This window comes from Arthrobacter sp. Y3221160 (genome assembly GCF_059092585.1).
This window is the reverse complement of sequence record NZ_JBNHHU010000001.1, coordinates 1,078,480-1,099,968: the sequence shown is the minus strand read 5'-3', so window position 1 is coordinate 1,099,968 and position 21,489 is coordinate 1,078,480. Positions and strand designations below refer to the sequence as shown.

The window sequence follows — 21,489 nt, the reverse complement described above, 5'->3', positions numbered from 1 at the left end:
ATGGCGTTGCTGTGGCAGCGCGGCGCGCCGGACAACCAGCTACAGGGCCTGCGGGTGGTGCTGCCGCGCAGCCCTGACCGGGCGGCTGGCATGGCCGCCGAACTGGTCCGCCGCGGCGCGTCCCCCAGCGTCCTGCCGCTGATCGACTTCGAACGGACGGACAAGCCGGACGAACTGGACCAGGCCCTGACCCTGCTGGCGCAGAACAAGGCCGTCTGGCTGGTCATTACCAGCATCACGACGGTGCGGGCGCTGAAGGCGTGCGCCCTGGAGCGTGGCACCAGCCTCGCCGCGCTGGCAGGGGACACGAAGATTGCGGCCGTCGGAAGCCCGAGCGCCAGGGCGCTGGAGGCCGAGGGCCTCACCGTCGACCTGGTGCCACCCGGCAGCATGGACGCCGTCGGCTTGGTCGATGCGTGGCCGCTGCCGCCGGAAACCGCCGGCGGCCCGGCCGAGCGGATGCTGGTCCTGCTGCCGCAGGCCGACATCGCGGCGCCCACGGTGTTCGAAGGCCTGATGGCGAAGGGCTGGCAGGTGCTGCCCGTGACCGCCTACCGCACGGTGGACTACCCCGCCCGTCCCGAGCTCCGCCTGACCGCGGAATTGGAGATCGCCGCCCGCGAGCCCGCCGACGACCTGGAACTCATCACGGCCGCGGATTTCCGCAGCCGCGCCGGCAACGGCGCCATCGACGCCGTCGTCCTGACCTCGCCCAGCGTCACCAGGCGGCTGGCGGGACTCCTTGACCCGTGGCCGGCCGGAATGCGGCTGATCGCGATCGGCACCAGTTCCGCTCGGCAGGCCGCCGAACTGGGCTTGGAGATCGCCGCCACCGCTGCCGAACCGACGCCGCCCGGAATCGCCGACGCCCTGGCGCGGTCGCTTGAAAACCATCCCACCGAACCAGAAGGAACGCCATGAGCTTCCCCTCCCACCGGCCGCGCCGGCTGCGGGCCACCGAGGCGATCCGCCGGATGACGGCGGAGGTCCGGACCCACCCGAACCAGCTGATCCTGCCCGCCTTCATCCGCGAAGGCCTCAGCGAACCGGTGCCGCTGCAGTCCATGCCGGGCGTGGTCCAGCACACCACCGACACGCTCAAGCGCGCGGCTGCCGAGGCCGTGGAGCTGGGCCTCGGCGGCATCATGCTCTTCGGAGTTCCCCAGGTGCGCGACGCCACGGGCAGCGCCGGAGTGGATCCCGACGGCGTGCTGAACCGCGCCATCGCCGACGTGAAAGCGGAGGTCGGGAACGACCTGGTGGTGATGGGCGACGTCTGCCTGGACGAGTTCACCGACCACGGCCACTGCGGCGTGCTGGCCCCCGACGGCACCGTCGACAACGACGCCACGCTGTCGATCTACGCGGAAATGGCCGTCGCCCAGGCGGCTGCCGGCGCGGACGTGCTCGGTCCCTCCGGCATGATGGACGGACAGGTGGCGGTGATCCGGCAGGCACTCGACGAGGCCGGCTACCAGGACGTCTCCATCCTGGCGTACGCCGCAAAGTATGCCTCGGCCTTCTACGGGCCGTTCCGCGAAGCGGTCGACTCGCAGCTGACCGGGGACCGGCGGACCTACCAGATGGACGCCGCCAACCGGCGCGAAGCCATCCGGGAAGTGGAACTGGACCTGGCCGAAGGCGCGGACATGGTCATGGTCAAACCCGCGATGAGCTACCTGGACATCCTCTCCGACGTGGCGGAGATGTCTCCGGTGCCGGTGGCCGCGTACCAGATCTCCGGCGAGTACGCGATGATCGAGGCAGCCGCCGCCAATGGCTGGATCGACCGGAAGGCGGCCATCCTGGAATCTGTCCTGGGCATCCGCCGCGCCGGCGCCGACATGGTGCTGACCTACTGGGCCCCGGAAATCGCCCGCTGGCTGAAGTAACCGTTCACCGTCGGCCGCCGGTTGCCGCGCCCCACGACCCGTCCGCAGCGGATTCCGCTGTCCCGAAAGGACCCAAGACCATGATTGAAGCCATCCGCTCCGAGGAACTCTTCGAACGCGCCCGCCAGCTGATGCCCGGCGGGGTGAACTCACCGGTCCGGGCCTTCGGCTCCGTCGGCGGGACGCCGCGCATGATGGTCGGTGCCAAGGGGGCCTACCTCACCGACGCCGACGGGTGCGAGTACGTAGACCTCGTGTGCTCCTGGGGCCCGGCCCTGCTGGGCCACGCCCATCCGGCCGTCCTCGAGGCCGTGCACACGGCCGTGGACCGGGGACTGTCCTTCGGCGCCTCCACGCCCGCCGAATCCGAACTGGCGGCCCTGGTCGTCGGCAGGGTCTCCGCCGTCGAGCGCCTCCGCATGGTCTCCACCGGCACCGAGGCCACGATGACCGCCGTGCGCCTGGCCCGCGGCTACACCGGCCGCAACCTGGTCGTGAAGTTCGCCGGCTGCTACCACGGGCACCTGGACGGGCTGCTGGCCGCCGCGGGCTCGGGCGTGGCCACCCTGGCCCTGCCGGGTTCTGCGGGCGTCACCGAGGCGACGGCCGCGGAGACCCTGGTGCTGCCGTACAACGACATCGCCGCCGTCGAGGAAGTGTTCGCCGCCCGCGGCAGCCAGATCGCCGCCGTCATCACCGAAGCGGCCCCCGCGAACATGGGCGTGGTCACCCCCGCCGACGGCTTCAACGCGGCCCTGTCCCGCATCACCCGGGAGCACGGGGCGCTGCTGATCCTGGACGAGGTGCTGACCGGCTTCCGCACCGGCTACGCCGGCTACTGGGGCCTGACCGGGGGAGCCGACGGGGCAGCCGATCCGTTCGTGCCCGACCTGTTGACCTTCGGCAAGGTCATCGGCGGCGGCATGCCGGTGGCGGCCCTGGGCGGCCGCGCCGACGTGATGGATTACCTGGCGCCGTCCGGTCCCGTCTACCAGGCCGGCACGCTCTCCGGCAACCCGATCGCCATGGCGGCCGGCGTCGCGACCCTGACCGCCGCGACGCCCGCGGTCTACGCGGCGATCGACGCCCGCTCGCTCGAACTGCAGGCCGCGCTGACCGCCGCCCTGTCCAAGGCCGGCGTGGACCACAGCATCCAGACCGCGGGGAACCTGTTCAGCGTGGCCTTCGGCACCTCGGCCAACGGCGTCCACAACTACGCCGACGCCCAGGGCCAGGAAGTCTTCCGCTACGCCCCCTTCTTCCATGCCATGCTCGACGCCGGCGTCTACCTGCCGCCGTCGGTGTTCGAAGCGTGGTTCCTTTCGGCGGCGCACGACGACGCCGCGATGGAGAAAATCTTCGCCGCATTGCCGGCGGCCGCGCGGGCTGCCGCGGCAGCCACGCCGCCGGCCTGACCGCAACTCCGGTGCCGGGGGCGAAGGGTGCCGTCCGCCTGCCGCCCGGTCCCGGGGACAGCGGCATGGCAGACTGATGCTGACGGCGGTACACGGAACCGCCGCGCGAACCCAGGAGCGTGCAGATGGGCCTGTTCTCCAGGCGCAGGCAAACACCGGAAGACTACGACGCCGAGACGCTCCGCCCGGAGGCCGCGGACGACGCCGCCCCGCCCCTGGCGGACGCCGCGACGCCCCTGGCGGAGGCCGTGCCGCCGCCGGTGCGGTCCGGGACCGAGCCGGCCCCCGCCCCGGTGCAGTCACGGCTGGATCCGGCCCCGGCGCCCATGCCGCCCCGCGCGATCTGGTCCGACGGACTCGGACGAACGGCCACCCGTTCCGCACAGCTGCTGCTCACGCTGCTGCTGGCCGGCGTGGTGATCTACGGGCTGTTGCAGCTGCGGCTCCTCGTCATTCCCGTCCTGATCGCCCTGATCCTGGCGGCGGCCGTGGGCCCGGTGGTGCGGCTGCTGCGCGGCTGGGGCTGGTCCGCGGCGCTGGCCACGGCGACGGCGTTCCTCGGGATCCTCGTGGTGCTCGGCGGCGTGATCACCGGGATCGTCTTCGCGGTCCGCAGCGAAGCGGACGAGCTGGTCAGCTCCGCCCGCGAGGGCTGGATGCAGCTGCAGGAGTTCCTGGCCACCTTCCCGCTGCCGGTCAGCCAGCAGCAGATCGACGAGGCGCTCGCCGGGGTGGTCGACTTCCTGACCAGCGCCACGGTGGGACGCAGCGCGCTGAGCGGATTGTCGACCGCGGCCGAAGTCGTCACCGGGGCCGTCCTGATGGCCGTGATCCTCTTCTTCTTCCTCAAGGACGGGCCGCGCATCTGGCGTTTCCTGCTCAGCTGGTTCCCGGCGGCCAAGCGGCCGCAGCTTGAGCTGGCCGGGTCGCGCGCCATGGACGTGCTGGGCAGCTACGTGCGGGGCACCGCCACCGTCGCGGCCGTCGACGCCTTCTTCATCGGACTCGCCCTGTTCATCCTGCAGGTACCGCTGGCGCTGCCGCTCTCGGTGCTGATTTTCATCGGCGGCTTCATCCCGATCGTCGGAGCCACCATCGCCGGCGTGCTGGCGACCCTGGTGGCGCTGGTGGCCAACGGGCCGGTGGCCGCGCTGGTAGTGGTCGCCGTCGTGATCATCGTGCAGCAGCTGGAGGGCAACTTCCTGCAGCCGGTGGTGATGGGCCGCTCGGTGAGCCTGCACTCGCTGGTGATCCTGTTGGCCCTGACCGCGGGAACCATCTTGGGCGGCATCATCGGCGCCGTCCTGGCCGTTCCGGTCACCGCCGTGGGCTGGGTGGTGATCCAGGTGATGTCGGGAAGGACCTCCGCGGAGGAACCCGCGCCGGTCCGGCGAGGCCGCTGACCAGGCACGCCGCCGGCCAGATATCGGCCGGACACAGAAGGTCCCCGGAAGCCCAAGCTTCCGGGGACCTTCCTGGCGTCGGCCGTTGCCGCTCACGCCAGCGGTTCGGGACTGACTAGAAAGCGGGGAAGACGTCGCCGTTGGGCCACGTTTCCTCGATGAACTTCTTCACGTCCGGCGAGTGGAGCAGCTCTTCGAGCTTCGCCACGGCAGGATTATCGTCACCGGCGTTCCAGACCAGGAAGTTGGCATACGGGTTGTTCTCCGAGGACTCGACGACCACTGCATCGTCGGTGTTCAGCCCCGCATCCAGGATGAAGTTGCCATTGATGATGGCCAGGTCGATCTTCGGATCCTCGATCAACTGGACCAGGATTTCCGGCTGGTTCTCCTCGAATTTCAGGCCCTTGGGGTTCTGCTCCGCGGTCAGCGTCAGCGCCGCCGAATCGTCCTCGATCCCGGTCAGCAGCCCGGCCGTTTCGAGCATCTTGAGTGCGCGCGGCTGGTTCCCCGGGTCGTTGGTGATCGCAATGGTTGCGCCCTCGCCAAGGTCGTCGACGCTCTGGTGCTTCGACGAGAACCCGGCGTACGGCTCGATGTGGATGCCTTCGCCATGTTCGAAGTCGTAGCCCTTGTCAGCCACCTGCTGCTCAAAGAAGGCCAGATGTTGGAAGTAGTTGGCATCCAGCGAGCCGTCGCTCAGGGCGATGTTCGGGGTCTGGTAATCGGTGAATTCCTTGATCTCCAGATCGATCCCGGCTTCCTGGGCCAGGTTCTCATCCACGAATTCCAGGATCCGGCCCTGCGGCACGGGAGTGGCACCGACCGTGACGGTGACGGGATTGGCCGGATCCAGCGTGGTCTCGGCGCTGGGGGTGGATTCGGATCCACCGCAAGCCGTCAGCGCCAAGGCCGCAGCCAGGCCGGTACCAATGAGCGTTAGTGCTTTACGCATCTGCGTGCGTTCCTTTCGAATGACCGGGCCGGCCGAAGTCGGCTCGTCCCGGATGTGGTGCAGCTAGCGGCTACTGGCTGCATTCTTCCGCTGCCCTTGAGGCGGGCGGGAAGCGTGGGGGCGGGACGGCGGTGTCCCGACACGGTCGCGGACGTTGCGCTCAGACAGCGGTTACCGGCTCATGCCGCCGGCGCTTCGAGCCTGCGGTGGAAGCGCTGCGGTGGTCCACCCGCCGGGCCACGGCGTCGCCGATCCATTGAATCAGCTGGACAAGGACCACCATGATCACGATGGTGACCACCATGACGGTGGTGTCGAACCGCTGGAAGCCATAGTTGTAGGCGAGCTGGCCGAGGCCGCCGCCGCCGGTGAGGCCCGCCATGGCGGAGTATCCCACGAGCGTGACCAACGTCGTCGTCAAGGCGGCGACCAGCCCGGGCAAAGCCTCGGGAACGAGGACCTTGGCCACGACCTGCAGGCGGGTGGAACCCATGACGAGGGCCGCGTCGATTTTGCCGGAGCTCACATCCCGCAGCGCGGTTTCCACCAGGCGGGCGAAGAACGGCACCGTGCCGATGGTCAGCGAGACGCAGGCGGCCAAGGCACCGATCGAGGTGCCGGTGATGACCCGGGCCAGCGGGATCAGCGAGATCATCAGGATGGCGAACGGAATGGACCGGGTGATGTTCACGATGATGTCCGACACGATCCGGTTCGTCACCGGCATGGGCCGCAGCCCGGCGGGCGCACTGGTGTAGAGGAAGATGCCCAGCGGCAGGCCGATCAGCAGGGTGAAAGCCCCCGAGACCCCGACCATCAGCAACGTTTCGCCGATCGCTTCCGGCAGGGCATTGGTGATGCCCGGGTTGGTTGTCAGTTCGTCGATGAAGTTCATGCCGCTTCCTCCTGCAGGACGCGGACGGCAACGCCCTGGCCGACCAGGTGCTCGGTGAGGGCAGCCGTGTCCGCCCCGGCCGGCAGTTCGATGCGCAGGTGGCCGAACTGGGTGCCGGCCAGCGACTCCACGCTGCCGGCCAGGACGTTCAGGTCCAGGCCGAAGGCCCGGGCAGCCCCGGTCAGCACAGGCTCCGACGCGCGTTCGCCGGAATAGAGGATTTCCAGCATCGTGCCCCCGCCGGTCGCCTCGGCCGAAGGCAGCGGCAGCAGCGTGCTCGAGAGGCGGCCGCCCAGGTCGGCGGCGACCTCGCGCAACGGGCCGTGTTCGACGATCCGGCCGGCCTCCAGCAGCGACACCGAATCACAGATGCGCTTGATGACCTGCATCTCGTGCGTGATCACCAGCACGGTCAGTTGGAGCCGCTCGGTCAGGTCACGGATCAGGGTCAGGATTTCGTCGGTGGTCTTCGGGTCCAGGGCCGACGTGGGCTCGTCGCAGAGCAGCACGTCCGGGTCCGAAGCCAAGGCGCGGGCGATGCCGACCCGCTGCCGCTGGCCGCCGGAGAGCTGGGACGGGTAGGCGTCCTCAAACCCCTCCAGGCCGACGAGCCTGATCAGCTCCGAAACCTTGGCGCGGATGGACGCCTTGGGCGTCTTGACGATCTCCAGGGGATGCGCCACATTCTGGGCGGTGGTGCGGGAGTCCATCAGGTTGGCGTGCTGGAAGATCATCCCGATGCGGCGCCGGGCCGACCTCAGGTCGGCGTCGCGGGCGGCACTGAGCTCGGCCCCGTTGATCGATACCGATCCGGACGTCGGGCTGTCCAGGAGGGTCAGGCAACGCACCAACGTGGATTTGCCGGCACCGGAATGGCCGACGATGCCGTGGACGGTGCCCCTGGGGACGGACAGGCTGACGCCGTCCAGGGCCACCACTTCGCGGCCGCCTTGGCGGTAGACCTTGCGCAGGTCGGTAACGGTGATCATGGAACCTCGGGGAATCGATGTCTGAAGCGGCGACAGCCGCCATAGCATGTGCCGCCATCAAGGATTAATTATGACAGCCGCGACAACACGCCAGAATTCGACGGGACGTTGCGTCATACGGCGACCCGAAGTTGACAGCGCCGCGCTGACTCAGGGGCCGGGCGCGTGCGCTCGTGCCGGCCGGGGCAGGGTCAGACAGCGGCGGGCGTCAGGCGCACCGGCCAGACCCCGTCCACGACGGCTTCCGGATCCTTGCGCCGCAGCCAGGCCTCGAAATTTGCCGCCTGCTGTGCGCACCAGTCGACCTGCAGGGCATGCAGCTCGGCCGCGCCGATGCACAATCCGGCGTAGCGGCGGGCGAGGGCATCCGCGACGCCGATGGTGGCCAGGGCGTCCGCCGCCGACGTGTGCGCCGCGTCGAGACGGACGCCGTAAAGTTCGCACAGCGCCCCCAAGGTGCGCTTCCCCCGCCGGTAGCGGTCCACCTGCTTGTCCAGGACATACGGATCGATCACCGGAGCCGCCGCCGGGGCCGGCAGGCCGTACCGCGAGCATTCGAGTGCCAGCACGGTGAAATCGTAGGCGGCGTTGAAGGCCATGACCGGGATGCCCGCGTCGAAGTAGCCGGTCAGTGCCTCGGCGATACCGGCGGTGGCAATTGCCGCGGGCAGGCCCTCGCTGCGGGCCCGTTCGGTGCTGACCCCGTGGATTGCGGCGGCTTCCACAGGGATCTCCACTCCGGGGTCCACCAGCCACTCCCGCTCCTGCAGCGGCTGTCCCGCCGCGTCGACCAGGACGATGGACGCCGTCACGATCCGCGCGGTGTGGGGATCACGGCCCGTGGTTTCGAGATCGAAGGCGGCGCGGGGACCGGTATGCCAGCTGTTCATGTCCGCAACGCTATCCGGCGGATCGGACAATCCCGGGGAGGCGCCGCGCGGTGTGTGGAAGCGGCTCCCGCAGCCCGCCGGTGCAGGCCTCGCGGGGCCGCTAAATTACACTGGTGTAATGCGCGAGGCGATAGTAGAGGCGGTCCTCGACCTTGCCGCGATCATTCCGCGGGGCCGGGTGCTCTCCTATGGCGATGTCGCCGAGCTGCTCGACGCCGGAGGCGCCCGGCTGGTCGGCAGGATCCTGTCCCTGCACGGCGCGGCGGTTCCGTGGTGGCGCGTTATTCGTGCCAACGGTTCCCTGCCCGGTGAGCTGATGGAACAGGCTGTGGCGCACTACCGCCGGGAAGGCACGCCCCTGACGGAGCCGGCGGCGTGGCCGGCCAGGGTGCGCATGGCGGAAGCCCGTTGGGTGCCCGGGCCTGAAGCATACGCAGCGATCGAGGAGCTCCGGCGCAAAGTGTCCGAACCGGCTGATGGGATGGGGCCATGATCGAGACCAAGCCGTCGGCCGGGCTGCAACTGGTCCGGCCCGAAACCGGATCCGCCGGTGCCCCGCTTCCGAGTCCGGACCAGGCGCAGGTCATCGACCTGCCCGCCGGCTGCGGTCCGGTGCTGGTCCTCGGCGGCCCGGGTACGGGAAAATCGACCGCTCTGGTGGAACTCGCGGTGCACCGCGTGGAGGAAACCGGACTTGACCCGGCGAACCTGCTGTTCCTGGCCCCGAACCGGCTGGCGGCCGCGCGCCTGCGCGACGCGCTGACCGGGCGCCTCAACCGCAGCCTGGGCACCACCCCGACCAGGACCTGGTCGGCCTATGCCTTCGACCTGATCCGACGGGCACGGGTGGAAGGACTGCTGCCGCTGGTGGAGCGCGCGCCCCGGCTGCTGTCCGGACCCGAGCAGGACCAGATCATCGCCGAACTGCTGGCCGGCCATCGTGCCGGCTACGGCCCGGGGGCCGGCTGGCCGGAAGACCTGCAGCAGGCTCTGGCGACCCGCGGCTTCCGGCAGGAGGTCCGCCAGCTCTTCGACCGGCTGACCGAGTACGGCAGCACCGCAGGGCAACTGGAACAGTTGGGCGCAGAGTATGGCCGGGCGGACTGGATGGCGGCGGCCCGGCTGTATCGCGAGTACCGTGACGTGATCGACCTCCGGATGCCCGAGGCCTTCGACCCGGCCGGAATCATCACTTCGGCACGCCAGCTGCTGCTGGAGCATCCCGGCCTGCTGGAGCGGGAGCGCAGCCGCCTCCGGCTGATCCTGGCGGACGACCTCCAGGAAGCCAACCCCGCGGTCTTCGAGCTCCTGGCCTTGCTTGCGGAGGGACAGGATGCCGTCTTCGCGGCCTCGCCGGACACCGTCGTCCAAGGGTTCCGCGGCGCCCGTCCGGATGTCCTCGGCAAGTTGCCCGGGCTGGTTGGCACACCGGACAGGCCGCTGCACACGCTGGTCCTCACCAGTTCGCACCGGATGGCTCCCGGAGTCGCAACCGCCTGGCAGTCAGCTGCCGCCCGGATCTCGCAGGTCGCCGGGGCGCACCGCGCCCGCGACCTCGTCCATCCCGGTGCGGAAGCAGAAACCGGGAGCGGAACCGCCCACGGCGGCGCGGACCGGAACGACGCGCCCGCCGCCAGTTCGCACGTGGTCGCGTCGCCGGTCCACGAGCACCGCTATGTGGCGCAGCGGATCCTGGAAGCCAGGCTGTTCGAGGGCTACCGGCTCAGCGAGATGGCCGTGATCGTCCGCACCGGCGGCCAGCTCTCGGCCCTCGCCCGCTACCTCACCGGCCAGGACATCGCGGTCAAGGTCCCGGTTGCCGAAAGCGCGGTGCGCGACGAGGCCGCGGTCCGGCCGCTGCTGGACGCGTTGGCCGTGGCCCTGGAGCCGGAACTACTCACCCCCGACGCTGCCGTCGCCCTCCTGACCTCCAGGATCGGCGGCGCGACGGCGATCGACCTGCGCCGCCTGCGCCAGGCACTAAGGCGCGAAGAGCTGCTCGGCGGCGGGGGCCGGTCCAGCGATTCCCTGCTCGTGGAAGCGATCGGCGACCCCGTGTTCCTCGGCACGCTCGGAAGGGAAGGCGGATCCGCCAGGAGGATCGCGCGGATGCTCAAGGCCGGTCGGGACGCGGCGGCCGAGCCGGGGGCCAACGCCGAGACGGTGCTGTGGGCACTGTGGTCCGCCACCGGGCTCTCCGATCGCTGGGCGGCACAGGCACTGCAAGGCGGCCCGGTCGGCGTGCGGGCCGACCGGGACCTCGACGCCATGATGGCGCTGTTCCAGACCGCCGAGCGGTATGTGGACCAACTCCCCGGCTCGAGCCCGCGGCAGTTCCTGGAATACCTGTTGAACCAGGAACTGCCGATGGACAACCTCGCGCCGCGCGCCCAGGTGCGGGAAGCCGTGGAACTGCTCACGCCCGCCTCGGCGGCGGGCCGGGGCTGGCCGCTGGTCATCGTGGCGGGCGTCCAGGAGGGGGTGTGGCCGAACACCAGGCTGCGTGGCGAACTGCTGGGCAGCACGGAGTTCGTGGAGGTTTTGGAGCGCGGCGTCGAGGAGGCCCGGCGGATCGACGCGGTGACCCGGCTGCGGGAAATCCGGTACGACGAATTGCGCAGTTTCTCCACGGCCATTTCGCGCGCCGAACGCCGGCTGATCTGCACGGCGGTGCAGTCCGAAGACGCCCAGCCGTCCCAGTTCCTCGATCTGGTTGAGCCATGGCTGGATCCGGAAACCCCCCGTCCGGCGACCGAAGTCCTCCGCCCGCGAACCGTGCGTGCCTTGGCAGCGGAACTCCGGCAGGCCGCCCAGCAAGCCTCGACCCGTCCGGGAGAGGCGGCGGATGCGGCCGCCGTGCTCGCCCTGCTGGCGGCCAGCCCGGTGCCGGTGCCCGGCGCTCACCCGCGCGACTGGTGGGGACTGCTGCCGCTGAGCAGCACGGCACCGGTCGTTCCGGAGGGGGAACCCGTCCCGGTTTCCCCCTCAAAGGTGGAAGCCGTCCAGAAATCCCCGCTCGACTGGTTCATCCAAGCGGCAGGGGGCGAAGCGGCCACCGACTTCGCCCGCAGCCTGGGCACCCTGGTCCACGGAATTGCGCAAGACATCCCCGCGGGCACGGGAACGGAATACGTGGCCGAACTGGTCCGACGCTGGCCGCAGTTGGGGATGAAGGAGAACTGGGAGGGACGGCTTGACTTCAACCGTGCCGAAGGAATGGTCCGGAGACTGGCCCAGTATGTGATCCAGATGCGTGCGGAGGGCCGGAGCCTGGTCGGCGTGGAACAGGACTTCTCGGTTGACCTGCCGGGTCCGGAACGCGTGGCCAGGCTGCGTGGACAGGTGGACCGGTTGGAACTGGACGCCGACGGGCGGCTCCACATCGTGGACCTGAAAACGGGACGCGCTGCCCCGACCAAGGCAGAACTGGAGCGGCACCCGCAGCTGGGCAGCTACCAGGCGGCGGTCCAGGCCGGAGGATTCCCCGAACATGCGTCAGCCCCGGGCGGCGCTTCCCTGGTCCAACTGGGACAGGACCTGAAATCGGTCAAAGTCCAGCAGCAGGAGAGCCTGGCCGATGGCGAAGACTGGGCCACAGCGATGATCCACGAGGCCGCGGCGCTCATGGCCGCTTCCGAATTCGAGGCCCGGCACGATCCGCAGCGGTCCGGCAACGGCGGTCACGGCTGCCGTGCACCGGAAATTTGTCCCCTGTGCGCAGAAGGAAGGCAGGTCACCGAATGAGCATAGGAACGGTCACCACAACCTACAGCCCGGAAGAGCTTGCCGGACTGCTGGGCCAGCACCTGCCGACAGCCGAACAGTCGGCCATCATCAGCTCCCCGCTGCAGCCGATGCTGGTCATCGCCGGCGCGGGTTCCGGCAAGACGGCGACAATGGCCGACCGCGTTGTCTGGCTCGTGGCCAATGGCTTTGTCCGCCCGGATGAAATCCTCGGCGTCACTTTCACCCGCAAGGCCGCAGGCGAGCTGGCAGCCCGGATCCGCGCGCAGCTGGCCAAGCTGGACCGCAAGGGCCTGCTGCCGCAGGAGGTCGACGATGCTGCCGGACTGGTGGAACCGAAGGTCTCGACGTACCACTCGTACGCCAATGGTTTGGTCAGCGACTACGGGCTGCGCCTGGGAATTGAACGCGACGTGGTGCTGCTGGGCACCGCGCAGTCCTGGCAGCTGGCCAGCCACTGCGTGGAGGCGTACGACGGCCCCATCGAGCACCTGGTGGCCGGCAAATCGACCCTGGTCAACGCCGTGATGCAGTTCGCCGGGGAATGCTCGGAGCATCTGGTCACCCCGGACCAGGCTGCCGGCTACCTCGCGGAGGAGGTGGAGCGGATCGCCGCCCTTCCCTACATCGACGGCAGCACCAAGCAGGCCAAGGCGGAGGTGAAGAAATTGCTGGACCGGCTGCGGACCCGGATCACCGTGGCCAACCTGGCGGCCGGCTACAACCGGGCAAAGCGGGAACGGGGGGTGCTGGATTTCGGTGACCTGGTCTCCCTCGCGGCCCGCATCGCCCGTGAAGTGCCGCAGGCCCGCCAGCTGGAACGCAGCCGCTACAAAGTCGTGTTGCTGGACGAATTCCAGGACACCTCCCACGCCCAAATGGTGCTGTTCTCCGAACTGTTCGGCGACGGGCATGCCGTCACCGCAGTGGGCGACCCGAACCAGTCCATCTACGGCTTCCGCGGTGCCTCCGCCGGCCAGCTCTTCGCTTTCCGGGAGCACTTTCCCCTGGTGGGCGACGACGGCCGGCGGGCCCCGGCTCCCGCCGGTTTCCTCACGGTGGCCTGGCGCAACAGCATCAACATCCTGCGGATGGCCAACCGGATCTCGGCACCGCTGAACCGGGAAGACCCGAACCGTCCGCGCCCCGGCCGGATCAGCGTTCCGCCGCTGCGCCCACGGCCGGGAGCCACGGAAGGAACGGTGGCACTGGGGCGCTACGCGACCGAGGCGGAGGAGACCCTCGCCCTCGCCGACGCGATCGAACGGGCACGGAAGACGGTTTTCGCCCGGGAGCCTGAAACCGGCCGTGCCGAACCCGTCAGCACCGCCGTGCTGTGCCGGCGGCGGGCACAGATCCCGGGCATCGCCAAGGTACTCGAAGAGCGGGGCATTCCCTACGAAATCATCGGGCTGGCCGGGCTGCTGGCACAGCCGGAGATCGTGGACCTCGTGGCGACCCTGCGCGTCCTGGCTGATCCGGGACGGTCCGACGCGCTGATGCGGCTGCTGGCGGGGGCACGCTGGCGGATCGGACCGGCGGACCTGATGGCCCTGGCCGATTGGTCCCGGTTCCTGGAGAGCCGGCGCCGCGCGGCAACGGCAGGCGAGGCCGCCGAGCTGGACCGGGACGAGGCCGCGGGGGAGGCCGTCGTCGAACAGGACCTGGCCGAGGCCGCGTCCCTGGTCGAGGCGCTGGACCGGCTGCCCAAGCCGGGCTGGACCTCGCGCCACGGGCGGTCGCTGACACCCGTCGCGCTGGAGCGTCTGGGGCGCCTCGCGGAAGAGGTCCGCTACCTGCGCAGCTTCGTCGGCGACGACCTGACGCTGTTGCTGGGCGAGGTGGAACGCACCATGCTGCTGGACATCGAGGTTGCCTCCAAACCCGGGCAGAGCATCCACCAGGCGCGGCGCAACCTTGATGCTTTCCACGACGCGGCGGCAGCGTTCATGCAGACATCGCAGCGCGTGGACCTGCTGGCCTTTTTGGCGTGGCTGGAAGCGGCTGCCGCCGAAGAGGGAGGCCTGGACATGGCGCAGGTGGACGTGCGGCACGATGCCGTGCAGCTGCTGACCGTGCACGCTTCCAAGGGGCTCGAATGGGACGCAGTCTTCGTCCCCGGACTCAACGACGGCGCCTTCCCCTCCTCCTCGGACAACCGGTGGAGCAGCGGCCACGCCGCCCTGCCCTGGCCGCTGCGCGGAGACCGGTCCGACCTTCCCCAGTGGGATACCGACCAGCCGGACCAGTTGTCCTGGCTGAACGCGGAAGCGGACTACAAGTCGGAAGTCCAGGCACACGGTGAAGACGAAGAGCGCCGGCTGGCCTACGTCGCCTACACCCGGGCCAAGCACCTGCTGGTCTGCAGCTCCGCCGGCTGGACCGGCAGCAAGGTCAAGCCCACGGCCGTGTCGGCCTTCCTGGCCGAACTGCACGCAATGTCACAGGACGAACCCACGGCAGTGCAAGTGCGGCAATGGGTAGGGGACGAGGAACTCGGGCCGGAGAATCCGTTTCGGGCCGAAGTGGAAACAGCCATGTGGCCCTTCGACCCGTTGGAAGGGCCGCGGGTCTACCGCAGCGGTGTCCCGCAGCGGCAGCGTCCGGGCCGCCGGGCGGCCATGGAACAGGCCGCGCAGGCCGTGCTGGAGTCGCTGGCACAGCACCGGCAGCCGGCCGCGGACTCGACCTGGGCCCATGAGGCCAGGCTGCTGTTGGAACGCCACAATGCCGCACCGACCGCCGGCGAGGTGGAGCTGCCGGCGCACATCTCCGCGTCGCTGCTGGTGGACCTGGCCGACGACCCGGAAGAAGTCACGCGGCGCCTGCGGCGCCCGGTGCCCCGGAAGCCCGGCATGGCCGCCAGAAAGGGTACCGCCTTCCACAGCTGGATCGAGGAATACTTCGGCACCACGGGGATGTTAGATCTCGAGGCCTACCCGGACGCGGCCGACGCCTTCGTCGACGAGGCCTATGAGCTGGCCGGACTGGTCGAGAACTTCAAGGCATCCGAATGGGCCAACCGGGTCCCGGCAGCCATCGAAGTGCCCGTCGAGACCCGCGTCGGCGGCGTCGTGGTGCGCGGGCGCATCGACGCCGTGTTCCGCGACGCCGACGGCAGCTGGGACCTGATCGACTGGAAGACCGGAACCGCGCCGACGGGCCGGCAATTGTCGGTGAAGTCGGTGCAGCTGGCCGTCTATCGGCTGGCGTGGGCACGCCTGCACGGCATCGAATTGGACCGCGTCAAGGCCGCCTTTTACTACGTCGGGCAGGACAAACTGGTGCGCCCGCACGGCCTGGCCGGCGAGGCGGAGCTGGAGGCGGCGGTGCTGCGGGCCTACGCGTAGGGCCGCCGCGCGGCAGCGGTCAGCGCCCCGCACAGCAGCGGTCAGCGGTCAGCGGCGCCGCGCAGCAGTGTCAGCGCCGCTGGTTGATGATCGGAAGTGCCGTGGTGTCCGCGGACGCAGGCTCGGCTTCCTTATCCGGCCGGGCCTCCTTGCCGGCGGCCGCTGCGCCGTCGGCGCCGCCGTTCTCCGGCGGCGCAGGCTCCGCGGCGTCCTGTTCCGCCGCGGGCGGTGCCGGAGGAGCTGGATCGACGTCAGGCCCCTCAACCGGGAGCAGCGTGACCTTGGAACTCCCGGATCGGCCGGCAAGCTGGACGCGGGCCGGTCCGTCGTGCCGGTGCTCCTGCCCGGCCGAACCGTTCCCACCCGCCGCAGCCGCCCTGCCGGCGCCGTCCTGCTCGCCGTCCGCCGCTTCGTCCCCTGTCGGCCGGTCGGCAGCAGCCGGCTCAGCGGCACGGTTCCGGCCCTCGGAACCGGCGGCCGGTTCCCGGGCCGGAGCCGCAGGGACAGCGGCAACCGTGGGCGGAACGGCAGGCGGCGGGGGAGCGGTGACACTGATGGGCTGGCCGCCGTGTACGGCCACGTCGGCCTCGAGCTCGTTCAGCATGTCGACCGCCTCGTCAACCATGGTCTGGTCGCCCGCGGCCAGTCCGCGGATCAGCCATTGGGCCAGCGCGAATTCGGCGGACAGCGCTGCCCGGCGCATCAGGTGGGGATCGACCGGGTCCTTGCGGTACTTGCGGTAGGACTCCAGCACGACGTCGGCGAACGACTGTTCGTGCACGGCCACCAGCCACGCGAAGTCATCGGCGGGATCGCCAATGCGCAGGTCGGTCCAACCGGTCACCGAGCTGACGCTGCCGTCTTGGACCAGGAGGTTGTCTTCGTGCAGGTCGCCGTGCACCACGCACGGATTGAACTTCCAAAGGGCCACGTCCTCCAGGGCGTGCTCCCACCGGCGCAGCAGGGCCGGCGGTATCTTGCCGGTGGTGGCAGCCTGGTCGAGTTCGTTGAGCTTGCGCTGGCGGAACTGGTCGGCCGTGTAGCTGGGCAGATCCGCGGCGTCGACCATGCGCTGGGGCAGGTCGTGGATGCCGGCTGTCGCCCGTCCGATCGATACCGGGACGGCGGCGCCGGCGGCGACCAGAGCTTCCAGCGCCAGCATGCTCCCCGGCACGTGGTTGTAAACGAAGGTGCGCAGCTCGGACTGCTGGACGGTCCCGGCGACCGTGGGCACCTGGAAAGGCAACTCCGCGCGGATCGCGGGCGAGAAGGCCCGGAGCACCAGCAGTTCCGTTTCGAGCCGCATGCTCGCCTCGGCGTGCTTCGGAGAACGCACGCGCCACCGCTTGCCGGACGCATCGGTGAGTACCGCGGACTGGAAATCCGCCGCATCATCCGGCAGCCCGGCAACGCCCGTGGGCGTCAACCCGGGAACGGCCGCGGTGGCTATGGCCGCCAGCTCCAGAGGTGTCTTTCTCACGTAGTCCACCGTACGTGCAACCGGTACCGGCAACCCGGCCACGGCCGCGGCGAGTCGCCGGAAGGGTGAGGCAGGCCGCACCGGCGGGGCACCGCCGGTGCGCAGTCCACAGCGCCGGCGGCGCGAATAACGGTCCGGGCGCCGGGGTGAGTACGGTAGAGAGCATGAGTCTTAGCACCGCCGCTGCAGGGTTCCCGCCGCTGGGCCAGCTGATGCTGGCGCGCACCACCATGGACCGCGGGTGCGAGCGGCGCAGCCACCCCGGCCTGGTGGACGGCATCTGGGGCAGCGACACCACGCATGTGATGCTGATCGCCGACGGCAAGACGCTGGTCCGCGGCGGAAGGATCGTGTTGCTTCCGAGCAGGGAACGGACCGCAACCGACCTCTCCGTCTACCTCGGCCGGGCCGTGGAGGGTGCGGATGTGCCCGTCGGGACCGACATTGTGCTCTCGGTGTTGGCGGACCGCGCAGAAGCTGCCGGGTACGACGGCGAGTGGCTGGGCCTGCGGGACGTGGCGGGGGAGCTCTCTGCGCAGGACGCCGGGCTGTTTGTGGAGGCCGCGGCGATTTCCAACTGGCACCTGACCCACACCCACTGCCCGCGTTGCGGCCACCGCACGGAGATCGAGCAGGGCGGCTGGGTTCGCCGCTGTCCCGCCGACGGAAGCCAGCATTTCCCGCGCACCGATCCCGCCGTCATCGTTTCGGTCATCGACGAGGACGACCGCCTGCTGCTCGGCCGCAACAGCGCATGGCCGGCCAGCCGGTATTCGACCCTTGCCGGCTTCGTCGAGCCGGGGGAGTCGCTCGAGGCCGCGGTGGTGCGGGAAATCGAGGAGGAGTCCGGCGTCGTCGTGCACTCGCCGCGCTACCTTGGGTCCCAGCCGTGGCCGTTCCCGGCATCGCTGATGATTGGTTTCACGGCGGTCGCGACGGACGCGGCGTCGGTGCCCGACGGCGTGGAGATCCTGGACACACGGTGGTTCAGCCGGGAGGAACTGGCCGCGGCACTGAAGGCCGACGAGGTCCAGGTGGCCAGCGGCATTTCAATTGCGCGGGCACTGATCGAGCACTGGTACGGCGGCGAACTGCCGCAGGCCGGACGATGAGCGCAGCGGCAGCCGGGCCCCTCCCGGACAGCAGCCTCGAAGACCGGATCCTGGCCGGACTGGACGACGAGCAGCGGCAGGTGGCCACCAACCTGGCCGGACCGCTGTGCGTCCTCGCCGGAGCGGGCACCGGCAAGACCCGGGCGATCACGCATCGGATCGCCTACGGGGTACACACCGGGGTGTATACGCCGCAGCGGGTGCTGGCGGTGACGTTCACCGCGCGCGCGGCCGCCGAGATGCGGACGCGGCTGCGCGACCTCGGTGTTGGCGGGGTGCAGGCGCGAACGTTCCACGCCGCGGCGCTGCGCCAGCTGCAGTTTTTCTGGCCGCAGGCGGTCGGCGGTCCGTTGCCCGGCCTGCTGGACCACAAGGCCAGCGTCATCGCCGAATCTGCCCGGCGCCTGCGGCTGACCACCGACCGCGCCGCCATCCGCGACCTGGCGGCCGAGATCGAGTGGGCCAAGGTGTCCATGCTCACGCCCGAGAGCTATGTCCGCCGGGCGGCCGGGCGCGCCGCACCGGCAGGCTACGACCTGACGACGGTGGCGCGGCTGTACCAGGCCTATGAGGACGTGAAGACGGACCGGAACATCATCGACTTCGAGGACGTCCTGCTCATCACCGTGGGGATCCTCGAGGAAGACCCGAAGGTGGCGGCCGCCGTACGGGACCAGTACCGGCACTTCGTGGTGGACGAATACCAGGACGTCTCGCCGCTCCAGCAGCGGCTCCTGGACCTCTGGCTGGGTGACCGTGAAGAACTCTGTGTCGTCGGCGACGCCAGCCAGACCATCTACTCCTTCACGGGAGCGACCTCCCGGCATCTGCTCGAGTTCACCAAACGCTTCCCCGGAGCCGACGTCGTCAAACTGGTCCGGGACTACCGCTCCTCGCCGCAGGTGGTGCAGCTGGCCAACTCGCTGCTGGCCGCCCGCACCCGGCAGCCGGCGCGGGACAACGACAGCTGGCCGACCCCGCTGGAGCTCATCGCCCAGCGTCCGGCCGGGCCCGAGCCCTCGTTCACGGAATGCGCCGACGACGAGGCCGAGGCGGCCCAGGTGGCCACCCGCATCCGCAAACTGCTCGACGACGGCGTGGGCGCCGCCCAGATCGCCGTGCTGTTCCGCACCAACGGGCAGTCCCAAGCCTACGAACAGGCGCTGGCCAATGCCGGCATCGGCTATCAGCTGCGCGGCGGGGAGCGGTTTTTCCAGCGGCGGGAGGTCCGCGACGCGATCCTCCAGCTGCGGGCCTCCTCCCGGGCCGCCGGAACCGAACCCGTGCCGCAACTGGTCCGGGACGTGCTGGCGAACCTGGGCTACACGCGGGAAGCTCCGCAGACCGGCGGCGCGGTGCGCGAACGCTGGGAATCCCTGGCCGCGCTGGTGGGACTGGCCGACGAGCTGGACGCGGCCCGCGGTTCCGCGGCGGGCGGTGTTTTCACCATGTCCGACTTCGTGGCAGAGCTCGACGAACGCGCCGCCGCCCAGCATGCCCCCACCGTACAGGGTGTCACCCTCGCCTCGCTGCACTCGGCGAAGGGCCTCGAATGGGACGCAGTCTTCCTGGTCGGTTTGAGCGAGGGGCTGATGCCGATCTCCTTCGCCGACACCGACGAGGCCGTGGATGAGGAACGCCGGCTGCTCTACGTGGGCATCACCCGTGCCCGCCAGCACCTGGCGCTGTCCTGGTCGCTGGCCCGGACCCCGGGAGGCCGCGCCAACCGCAAGCCGTCCCGGTTCCTGGACGGGCTGCGGCCGGCCTCTTCCTCCTCCGTCCGCAGCACGCCGGGCCAGCGGCTGGCGCGGCGCAAGCAGGCCGCACCGGCGGCGTGCCGCGTCTGCGGCACCCTGCTCGGCAGCGGGGCGGAACGCAAGGTGGGCCGGTGCCACAACTGTCCGCCCACCTACGAGGAGTCGACGTTCGAGGCGCTGCGCGAGTGGCGCAAGGAGACGGCCAGTGAAGCCTCGATGCCCGCCTTTGTGATCTTCACGGATGCCACCCTCGTGGCCATCGCCGAAGCCCGGCCCCAGTCCTTGCAGGAGCTGTCCAGGCTGGCCGGCGTGGGGCCGTCCAAACTGGAGCGTTACGGCGAGGAGGTGCTGCGCGTCCTGGCCGCGAACTGAGACTGTGCGGGCCCGGAGGCGAGCGCGCTCAGGCCGCCGCGCCCAGCACGCAGCCGCAGCCCGGGTGCGGCGGGTAGGCGTGGCGCGACACGGTGCCGTCGCCGCTGTCGAGTTTGAGCACGGCGGAGAAGCTGCCGGGCTGGTTCCGTCCATCCAGGAACAGCAGGGCCTGCACCGCCGCCAGGCCGGCCGCGGCCACCGCCTGCGACACTTCGTCGGCCGCGCCCCGGTCTGCCTGCGGCTCCGCCGGCCGGCTGGTCAACCGGGCAACGACGTCCGGCCACCCCGGATCGGCGTCGGCGCGGTGCAGTTCAACGCAGCCAAGGCAGCTTGTCTGGCCGGGGACCACCAACGGTCCGATCAGGGTGTCCTGCTCGCGCACCAGGACGCTCAGGTGCGGGTGTCCCCGGCTCATGAGCGCCGCGGCGACCCGGGGATCGGCCACGTCGCGGTCGACGTAGACGGCCAGGCTGAGCGCGCGCGGAAAGATGCCTGCGGCACCCTGCTCCGCGGTCGAGCCGGGCAAGAGGTGGCAGGCTACCGTGGGATCCACCTGGTGCACCGCCCGCCGCACGGCCTGCCCGCGGCCCAGGCCGATGTCGGCGAGCCGGATGGCGCCGGAACCGACATCTGAGGCGGCGGCGACCGCCGAATCCTCGAGCAGAAGCGTGCCGACGCCGGCCGCAGCCAGGGCGGTGCCCAACGCTGCACCGGTGCGTCCCAGCCCGATCAGCTGAACGATGCAGCGGCCCCGGGCGGCCAGCGGTCCTTCACCGTCGGCCGAGTACACCGCCGACCAACGGCGCGCGTCCGGCGCGAGCCGATCGGCGCGCAACCCCGACAGGCGTTCCCCGCCGGAGTCCGGCAGCAGGACCGGTGCCAGTGCCGCCAACAGCGACGCGGCCCGCTCCCTGTCCAGGCCACAGGCTGCCCGCACGTCATCCAGGTCGGCCGATTCGATGCCCCGGCACAGCCGGGACAGGAAGTGCCGGTCCGCTTCCCCGGTCCCCTCGACCACCAGTCCGCCGGCGCCCAGGCCGAACTGGACGCTGCCCGCGGCGCCCTCCAGCATGCGCAGGCCTGGATTGATTCTCAACTGTGCCACCGCAACCCTCCTCGCCGCCTGCCCGTGGTCCGGGCGCGGCCCGGTCCTCCATGCTGGCACGGCGGCAGCAGGCGTCGGAGGGTTATCCACAGAAAACCGGGCACCGGGCCTGGGCGGATGCGGACGGTCG

Annotated in this window: 15 protein-coding genes; 9 read left to right on the top strand and 6 right to left on the bottom strand. The window is 70.4% G+C overall.

Going from position 1 to position 21,489, the window contains the following annotated elements; all coding sequences use genetic code 11:
* The 4 genes from AC5RWG_RS04960 to AC5RWG_RS04945 all read left to right on the top strand — a co-directional run bounded on the left by AC5RWG_RS04960 (position 1) and on the right by AC5RWG_RS04945 (position 4,710).
* On the top strand, positions 1–921 hold the full coding sequence (locus AC5RWG_RS04960; protein WP_494110062.1) for a uroporphyrinogen-III synthase: 921 nt from the start codon (positions 1–3) through the stop codon (positions 919–921).
* Entirely contained in the window at positions 918–1,892 is a 975-nt protein-coding gene (hemB, locus tag AC5RWG_RS04955; protein ID WP_494000266.1) for a porphobilinogen synthase, read from the top strand. The genes AC5RWG_RS04960 and hemB overlap by 4 nt, the downstream gene beginning before the upstream one ends.
* Before the next feature lie 80 nt (positions 1,893–1,972).
* Positions 1,973–3,307 carry a glutamate-1-semialdehyde 2,1-aminomutase gene (hemL, locus tag AC5RWG_RS04950; RefSeq protein ID WP_494110061.1) on the top strand — a complete coding sequence of 445 codons (1,335 nt, stop codon included), beginning with the start codon at positions 1,973–1,975 and terminating at the stop codon, positions 3,305–3,307.
* A 125-nt stretch (positions 3,308–3,432) separates the two neighbouring features.
* Positions 3,433–4,710 (top strand): AI-2E family transporter, encoded by a 1,278-nt coding sequence (locus AC5RWG_RS04945; RefSeq protein ID WP_494110060.1) that lies wholly within the window; start codon positions 3,433–3,435, stop codon positions 4,708–4,710.
* A gap of 115 nt (positions 4,711–4,825) precedes the next feature.
* Here AC5RWG_RS04945 and AC5RWG_RS04940 read toward each other — a convergent pair whose 3' ends face one another.
* The 4 genes from AC5RWG_RS04940 to AC5RWG_RS04925 all read right to left on the bottom strand — a co-directional run bounded on the left by AC5RWG_RS04940 (position 4,826) and on the right by AC5RWG_RS04925 (position 8,439).
* Entirely contained in the window at positions 4,826–5,665 is an 840-nt protein-coding gene (locus AC5RWG_RS04940) for a MetQ/NlpA family ABC transporter substrate-binding protein (protein ID WP_494000263.1), read from the bottom strand.
* Between the two features lie 160 nt (positions 5,666–5,825).
* Positions 5,826–6,560 carry a methionine ABC transporter permease gene (locus tag AC5RWG_RS04935; RefSeq protein WP_494012550.1) on the bottom strand — a complete coding sequence of 245 codons (735 nt, stop codon included), beginning with the start codon at positions 6,558–6,560 and terminating at the stop codon, positions 5,826–5,828.
* Positions 6,557–7,549, bottom strand: a complete 993-nt coding sequence (locus AC5RWG_RS04930) for a methionine ABC transporter ATP-binding protein (RefSeq protein WP_494110059.1) — start codon at positions 7,547–7,549, stop codon at positions 6,557–6,559. Before AC5RWG_RS04930 ends, AC5RWG_RS04935 begins: the two co-directional genes overlap by 4 nt.
* 191 nt (positions 7,550–7,740) lie before the next feature.
* Complete coding sequence (locus tag AC5RWG_RS04925; RefSeq protein WP_494110058.1) at positions 7,741–8,439, bottom strand: 3'-5' exonuclease; 699 nt, start codon at positions 8,437–8,439, stop codon at positions 7,741–7,743.
* Positions 8,440–8,557: 118 nt separating this feature from the next.
* On the opposite strand from AC5RWG_RS04925, the gene AC5RWG_RS04920 reads away from it, so the two are divergent.
* The 3 genes from AC5RWG_RS04920 to AC5RWG_RS04910 are packed head-to-tail and all read left to right on the top strand — an operon-like array spanning position 8,558 to position 15,533.
* Positions 8,558–8,932 (top strand): MGMT family protein, encoded by a 375-nt coding sequence (locus AC5RWG_RS04920; RefSeq protein WP_494110057.1) that lies wholly within the window; start codon positions 8,558–8,560, stop codon positions 8,930–8,932.
* A complete protein-coding gene (locus tag AC5RWG_RS04915; RefSeq protein ID WP_494110056.1) occupies positions 8,929–12,183 on the top strand; it encodes an ATP-dependent helicase in 3,255 nt (1,084 codons plus the stop codon). The genes AC5RWG_RS04920 and AC5RWG_RS04915 overlap by 4 nt, the downstream gene beginning before the upstream one ends.
* Positions 12,180–15,533 (top strand): ATP-dependent helicase, encoded by a 3,354-nt coding sequence (locus tag AC5RWG_RS04910; protein ID WP_494139359.1) that lies wholly within the window; start codon positions 12,180–12,182, stop codon positions 15,531–15,533. The genes AC5RWG_RS04915 and AC5RWG_RS04910 overlap by 4 nt, the downstream gene beginning before the upstream one ends.
* Positions 15,534–15,603: 70 nt before the next feature.
* Here AC5RWG_RS04910 and AC5RWG_RS04905 read toward each other — a convergent pair whose 3' ends face one another.
* Entirely contained in the window at positions 15,604–17,013 is a 1,410-nt protein-coding gene (locus tag AC5RWG_RS04905) for a macrolide 2'-phosphotransferase (RefSeq protein WP_494166510.1), read from the bottom strand.
* Between the two features lie 164 nt (positions 17,014–17,177).
* Here AC5RWG_RS04905 and nudC point away from each other — a divergent pair, with 164 nt between their 5' ends.
* Both nudC and AC5RWG_RS04895 read left to right on the top strand, forming a co-directional pair.
* Entirely contained in the window at positions 17,178–18,125 is a 948-nt protein-coding gene (gene nudC, locus AC5RWG_RS04900; RefSeq protein WP_494012544.1) for an NAD(+) diphosphatase, read from the top strand.
* A complete protein-coding gene (locus AC5RWG_RS04895) occupies positions 18,122–20,254 on the top strand; it encodes an ATP-dependent DNA helicase UvrD2 (protein ID WP_494139360.1) in 2,133 nt (710 codons plus the stop codon). Before nudC ends, AC5RWG_RS04895 begins: the two co-directional genes overlap by 4 nt.
* A gap of 28 nt (positions 20,255–20,282) precedes the next feature.
* Here AC5RWG_RS04895 and AC5RWG_RS04890 read toward each other — a convergent pair whose 3' ends face one another.
* On the bottom strand, positions 20,283–21,359 hold the full coding sequence (locus AC5RWG_RS04890) for a TOMM precursor leader peptide-binding protein (protein ID WP_494139361.1): 1,077 nt from the start codon (positions 21,357–21,359) through the stop codon (positions 20,283–20,285).
* Positions 21,360–21,489: the final 130 nt, after the last annotated feature.

Excerpts from the sequence above, each read along its gene's own strand:
- AC5RWG_RS04960 (WP_494110062.1), top strand. The coding sequence starts at position 1 with ATGGCGTTGCTGTGGCAGCGCGGCGCGCCGGACAACCAGCTACAGGGC.
- hemB (WP_494000266.1), top strand. The coding sequence starts at position 918 with ATGAGCTTCCCCTCCCACCGGCCGCGCCGGCTGCGGGCCACCGAGGCG.
- hemL (WP_494110061.1), top strand. The coding sequence starts at position 1,973 with ATGATTGAAGCCATCCGCTCCGAGGAACTCTTCGAACGCGCCCGCCAG.
- AC5RWG_RS04945 (WP_494110060.1), top strand. The coding sequence starts at position 3,433 with ATGGGCCTGTTCTCCAGGCGCAGGCAAACACCGGAAGACTACGACGCC.
- AC5RWG_RS04940 (WP_494000263.1), bottom strand. The coding sequence starts at position 5,665 with ATGCGTAAAGCACTAACGCTCATTGGTACCGGCCTGGCTGCGGCCTTG.
- AC5RWG_RS04935 (WP_494012550.1), bottom strand. The coding sequence starts at position 6,560 with ATGAACTTCATCGACGAACTGACAACCAACCCGGGCATCACCAATGCC.
- AC5RWG_RS04930 (WP_494110059.1), bottom strand. The coding sequence starts at position 7,549 with ATGATCACCGTTACCGACCTGCGCAAGGTCTACCGCCAAGGCGGCCGC.
- AC5RWG_RS04925 (WP_494110058.1), bottom strand. The coding sequence starts at position 8,439 with ATGAACAGCTGGCATACCGGTCCCCGCGCCGCCTTCGATCTCGAAACC.
- AC5RWG_RS04920 (WP_494110057.1), top strand. The coding sequence starts at position 8,558 with ATGCGCGAGGCGATAGTAGAGGCGGTCCTCGACCTTGCCGCGATCATT.
- AC5RWG_RS04915 (WP_494110056.1), top strand. The coding sequence starts at position 8,929 with ATGATCGAGACCAAGCCGTCGGCCGGGCTGCAACTGGTCCGGCCCGAA.
- AC5RWG_RS04910 (WP_494139359.1), top strand. The coding sequence starts at position 12,180 with ATGAGCATAGGAACGGTCACCACAACCTACAGCCCGGAAGAGCTTGCC.
- nudC (WP_494012544.1), top strand. The coding sequence starts at position 17,178 with ATGAGTCTTAGCACCGCCGCTGCAGGGTTCCCGCCGCTGGGCCAGCTG.
- AC5RWG_RS04895 (WP_494139360.1), top strand. The coding sequence starts at position 18,122 with ATGAGCGCAGCGGCAGCCGGGCCCCTCCCGGACAGCAGCCTCGAAGAC.